Source organism: Rhodovulum sp. (assembly GCF_011048875.1).
GTDB classification, from domain to species: domain Bacteria; phylum Pseudomonadota; class Alphaproteobacteria; order Rhodobacterales; family Rhodobacteraceae; genus Rhodovulum; species Rhodovulum tesquicola.
Map to the genome: position 1 here is coordinate 1 of NZ_DSDD01000223.1, position 4461 is coordinate 4461.

Consider the following 4461-nt stretch of genomic DNA (forward strand, 5'->3'; position numbering starts at 1 on the left):
GCCTTGCCGGGGCCGATCATTTCCGCGTCGCCAAAAACGATCCGCATGCGGAGAACGGGGCGTTTGGTACTTTCAGCCATATCCCTACTATCGTGGAGCAACATGGCGTGATGCAAGGACAAATATCCGAAGGCTTTCCAGCCGCGCGCCCTCGATGCGCTGGGTGGGGGCGAGCGAGGAGAGATCCAGCTGTCGATGACCGAGCCCACGGTGGAGCCGATCAGCCCGCCGATGGCCGCGCCCGAAAGGCCCAGGATCGCGCCGCCGAAGCCCATGCCGATGCAGGAGCCGACGACGCCGAGTACGAGGGTGGCCATGGCTGCGATCAGTCTCCGGAGGGGAACAGGAAGGCGAAGGCGACCATCACCTTCAGAACGGCGGGGTCATCGGGGAGGAATGCGGCGTCGTTCGACATGCCGTCATCTACCACATCCGATCCACAATCACCATAAAAACAAGGAGTTTCAGATGGCTAATCACCCGACCCGGGCTGGCGGCGCGCCCCAATCCGGCCGCCGCCAGTCGATGCCCTCCCACAGCATCGCCAGCTGCGCCGAGGTCAGCCGCACCGCCCCCGAGCGGGTGTTCGGCCAGGGAAAGCGCCCGCGCTCCAGGACCTTGTAGTATAGGCAGAACCCTTGGCCGTCCCAGTAAAGCAGCTTCAGCCGATCCCCCTTGCGGCCCCGGAAGGCGAAGACCGCACCACCGGTCGGCTTCTGGCGCAGCACATCTTGCGCCAGCGCCGCCAGCCCGCCGATCCCCTTGCGCATATCCGTCGCCCCGCAGGCCAGATACACACGCACCCCGGTGCCCGGCCCGATCATGCGGCGTCCACTGCGCGGATCAGGCGGGACAGCGCCACATCGTCGATGCTGCTCTCGAACCGGAGCACGCGGCCCTTCGCGAGCCGCAACTCAACCCATGCTGCCGGGGCGGCGGCCCGGGCTGGAGGCCCCACCGTGGTCAGGTCCATCGCGGGCACCATGCCGGCCGACAGGAACAGCGCCCGAGCATCAGGCGACCATAACCCCTTGCGCTTCAGCTCGTGATGCCAAGCGTAGATCTGTTGGCGCGTCACCTCGTGGCGCTGCGCAACCTGGCTGACCGTCGCGCCGTCCAACCCCACGGCGCTCACGACCGCCAGCTTCACCTCATCCTCCCAACGCCGGCGGCGCTCAACACCCAAAGGGCATGTGGATGGGCAGGCCGGTGCCGCTCGGATATGTGGTGAAGGACCGCAAGCTGGTGATCGAGCCCGCCGAGGCCGAGCAGGTCCGAACGATCTTCCGTCTCTATGCGCGCTCGAGTTCCACCGCGCAGGTGCTGAAGGAACTGCATGCGCGCAGGATCCGCACCAAGCGCGGCGCGGTGTTCGACCGGGGCTACCTGCTGAAATTCCTGCACAACAAGGTCTATCTCGGCCTCGCGGTGCACAAGGACGAGGTCTATCCCGGCGAGCACGCGGCCATCATCGACCAGAAGCTGTGGGATGAGGTCCACGCGGTCATCGCGAACAACCGTGTCGCCCGGGCGGCGGTGGCGCGCACGGCGCAACCGGCTCTCCTGCGCGGGCTGATCTTCACCGAGATGGGCGCCGCCATGACGCCCCACCACACCAAGCGCAAGGGCAAGCGCTACTGCTACTACACCTCCATGGACGTGATCCGGAAGCGCCCCGCGGCCGAACTGCGCGGGCCGCAGCGACTGCCGGGCGCAATGGTCGAGGACGCCGTCATCGGCGAAATCCGCCGGATGCTGCGCACGCCCGAGGTCGCGGCGCGCACCGCGCGGGCGGTGCGGAAGGACCGCCCCGATCTCGACGAGGCCACCGTCGTCGCCGCGCTGGCGAAGTTCGACGACCTGTGGAAGGCGCTCATCCCGGCCGAGCAGGCCCGCATCGTCCAGTTGCTGGTCGCGCGCATCACGGTAAGCGAGGCGGGCCTCACCATCGACCTGCGCCACGACGGCCTCGGCGCCATCGCCGCCCTGATGGCCCCGCCGAAGAAGGAGGTCGCCTGATGCCCGCACCCGAGACCCTGCGCATCCACATTCCGCTCGAACTGCGCCGCCGCGGCGGCCGCCCCCGGATCTTGCCGCCCAAGCATGTCGAGGCCGCAATGGGCCGCGGGCAGGACCCTCACCTTTTGCGCGCCATCGGCCGCGCATGGGGCTGGCGGCAGCGGCTGGAGCGCGGGGACGTCGCCACGCTCGCCGATCTCGCCGCCGAGGAGGGCCTCTCCGACCGCTACGTCAGCCGCCTCCTGCGCCTCGCATGGCTGGCGCCCGAGGTGCGCGAGCGGCTGGTCGTCCACCGCGAGCCGAGCACAATCAGCATCTACGACCTCTGCGCCGTGGCATCCCTGCCGTGGGGCGAGCAGCCGGGGCGGGTGTTCGACTGAAGCTGAGCATTTTGGCGACTAAAGACGTCAACCAAGTGCGGCAACGATTTTCTTTTGATTGCACTGATTTGCGATCCCGATCTATCCTGCTTGCAGGAAGAGGCCCATGCTGATCCTTGGCCTTCAAGTTGGAATGCTGATGGCGATCACCGCGGACAAGATTCTTTCAGCTCTTGAAGATGAGCGAACAGCCGCGCAGCGCGGGCTGCCCTTCAAAGTCCTGTCCTCGCGGCGGCAAGGAAATCTCGTCATACTGGCCGTCGAACCCATGCGAGATGGACGTTCGAGCGCAGCACTTGATGATAGCCTCGAGGGGGCACGCGCTGTCTGGTATGGCCAGAGTAACGGTCGGGGGGAGGTCGTTGTTGTCGACCCCGACAAGGGCGAGTTCGCCCTTCGCTTCGTCCAAGGTCCACTGCCGGACGCCGATGAGCGCTTCACTCTTTATCCCCAGGACTTCATCACGCCACTCATTGAATTGTGGCAGCGGGAGCCAACCAGGAAGAAGGCTGCAGCGGCTCTACGCCGGAGTGAGAAAGAGCCCGCAGCGGAAACGAAGGTACTTCCCTCGGATTTTTCCATGCTCCGCGTTCGGCAGGCGCAGGCGGTCTCACTGCCCTTGAACCGCGTGGGATTGCTTCATGGGCCGCCTGGCACTGGCAAGACGTTCACGATTGGCTGCATGATAGCGTATCTGCTTACCCGGTTCAGGAACGCGAAGATCCTCATCAGCGGCCCAACAAACACGGCAGTCGATTCAGCGCTGATTGCCGCGGATGACTGGCTGAATCGAATTGGGCGTGACGATCTCCGACAATCCATGAAGCGGATAGGCTCCCGTTTCGACACGCAAAAATTCCGCGGTCGTGATCATTTGCTCGCGAAGGGCATCTATGAGGCGTCTCTGGAAATCAGCATGTTGGAGCTTGAAGAGCCGTCGAAGAGCGGCATCGAACGCTACGTCGCTTGGAAAGAGAAATTGGAGGCTGCGCGAGCCAAGCTGAAGACGGATGTCGCGCACATCTCAGCTTCTTCGCGCGTGGTCGCGATCACGACCAACTCCCTATTCCGCCACTTCGACAGCATCGCGAACCCCGGCGTTGGGGCGTGGCATTTCACAATCGCTGATGAAGCCAGTCAGATCATGTTGCCGGCGGCTCTGATGGTCGCCAGCATCGCGAAATGCGCCACGTTTGCTGGAGACCCGCAACAGCTTGCTCCGATCGTTCAGAGCGACGCCCCATCAACGCAGTACGTCCTCGGCAGGACAGCTTTTGACGTCTTCAAGGATGCATCCAGCGTGTTCCTCAATGAGCAATCGCGGATGTGCCAGGGCGTCTGTGATGTCGTCTCGCACACATTCTATGGTGGCGAGCTCATTGTGTGCCGGAAAGCCGTGAAGGATCCGGAATGGAAGCGAGCCCGTTCTGCCTGGTATCTCGATGGTCGCGAAATCCCGCGTGTGCTCATAGACGATCGTGCTGGCAACGCGACCTGGTCCAAGAAGTACAATGGCAAGATCCGTTTCGCATCCGCCGAGATCATTGCCGCATTGGTCCACGAACTGCTCGGCTCCTACGTCGAAGCGGCCGATATCCTGATCCTCACACCGTTCCGCGCTCAGCGCGCTCTCATCAGGTCGATGCTTGGACGCCAGGGTCAGAAGGAAGTTCGTGTCAGTACAGTCCATCGAGCACAGGGTAGCGAGCGAAAGATCGTGATATTCGATCCCGTAGATGCTGGGAGCCCGTTTCTGAACAGCGAGACCGGTCGTCGGCTCATCAACGTTGCCGCGTCCCGTGCTCAAGCGCACCTCATTATCCTCGCTAGTGAAACCGATCTTCGGAACCCGTTCCTTTCCGCCATATCCGATCGCGCACGACGGCTTTGGGATCGGAACGGTGAGTACGCAAACCCGCTTCGAGTTCGCCTCCGGCAAGCCTAGGCTCCAGACTCATTGATCTTCAAAGCCAGAAGATGACGGTTGCGGCGAGGGCGACGGCGGAGAGGAACGTCGTGGCGCACCTGTCATAGCGTGTGGCGATGCGGCGCCAGTCCTTCA

The 4461-nt window shown here is 63.8% G+C and carries 5 protein-coding genes and 2 pseudogenes; 3 read left to right on the forward strand and 4 right to left on the reverse strand.

Annotated elements, in window-relative coordinates; all coding sequences use genetic code 11:
* Positions 1-90 precede the first annotated feature (90 nt).
* From ENN83_RS07690 to ENN83_RS07700, 3 genes and pseudogenes are all read right to left on the reverse strand, one after another.
* Positions 91-317, reverse strand: a pseudogene (locus ENN83_RS07690) (hypothetical protein); the annotation flags it as partial.
* A gap of 159 nt (positions 318-476) precedes the next feature.
* Positions 477-824 (reverse strand): IS66 family insertion sequence element accessory protein TnpB, encoded by a 348-nt coding sequence (tnpB, locus tag ENN83_RS07695; protein WP_287185697.1) that lies wholly within the window; start codon positions 822-824, stop codon positions 477-479.
* Positions 821-1150 carry a transposase gene (locus ENN83_RS07700; protein ID WP_414707632.1) on the reverse strand — a complete coding sequence of 110 codons (330 nt, stop codon included), beginning with the start codon at positions 1148-1150 and terminating at the stop codon, positions 821-823. Before ENN83_RS07700 ends, tnpB begins: the two co-directional genes overlap by 4 nt.
* Before the next feature lie 47 nt (positions 1151-1197).
* On the opposite strand from ENN83_RS07700, the gene ENN83_RS07705 reads away from it, so the two are divergent.
* From ENN83_RS07705 to ENN83_RS07715, 3 genes are all read left to right on the forward strand, one after another.
* Complete coding sequence (locus ENN83_RS07705) at positions 1198-2019, forward strand: recombinase family protein (RefSeq protein WP_287185700.1); 822 nt, start codon at positions 1198-1200, stop codon at positions 2017-2019.
* Complete coding sequence (locus ENN83_RS07710; protein WP_287185702.1) at positions 2019-2399, forward strand: hypothetical protein; 381 nt, start codon at positions 2019-2021, stop codon at positions 2397-2399. The genes ENN83_RS07705 and ENN83_RS07710 overlap by 1 nt, the downstream gene beginning before the upstream one ends.
* Before the next feature lie 106 nt (positions 2400-2505).
* Positions 2506-4344: a DEAD/DEAH box helicase gene (locus ENN83_RS07715; RefSeq protein ID WP_287185703.1), complete on the forward strand. Its 1839-nt coding sequence runs from the start codon at positions 2506-2508 to the stop codon at positions 4342-4344.
* 19 nt (positions 4345-4363) lie between these two features.
* Here ENN83_RS07715 and ENN83_RS07720 read toward each other — a convergent pair.
* Positions 4364-4461: pseudogene (locus ENN83_RS07720) on the reverse strand (IS5/IS1182 family transposase); the annotation flags it as partial.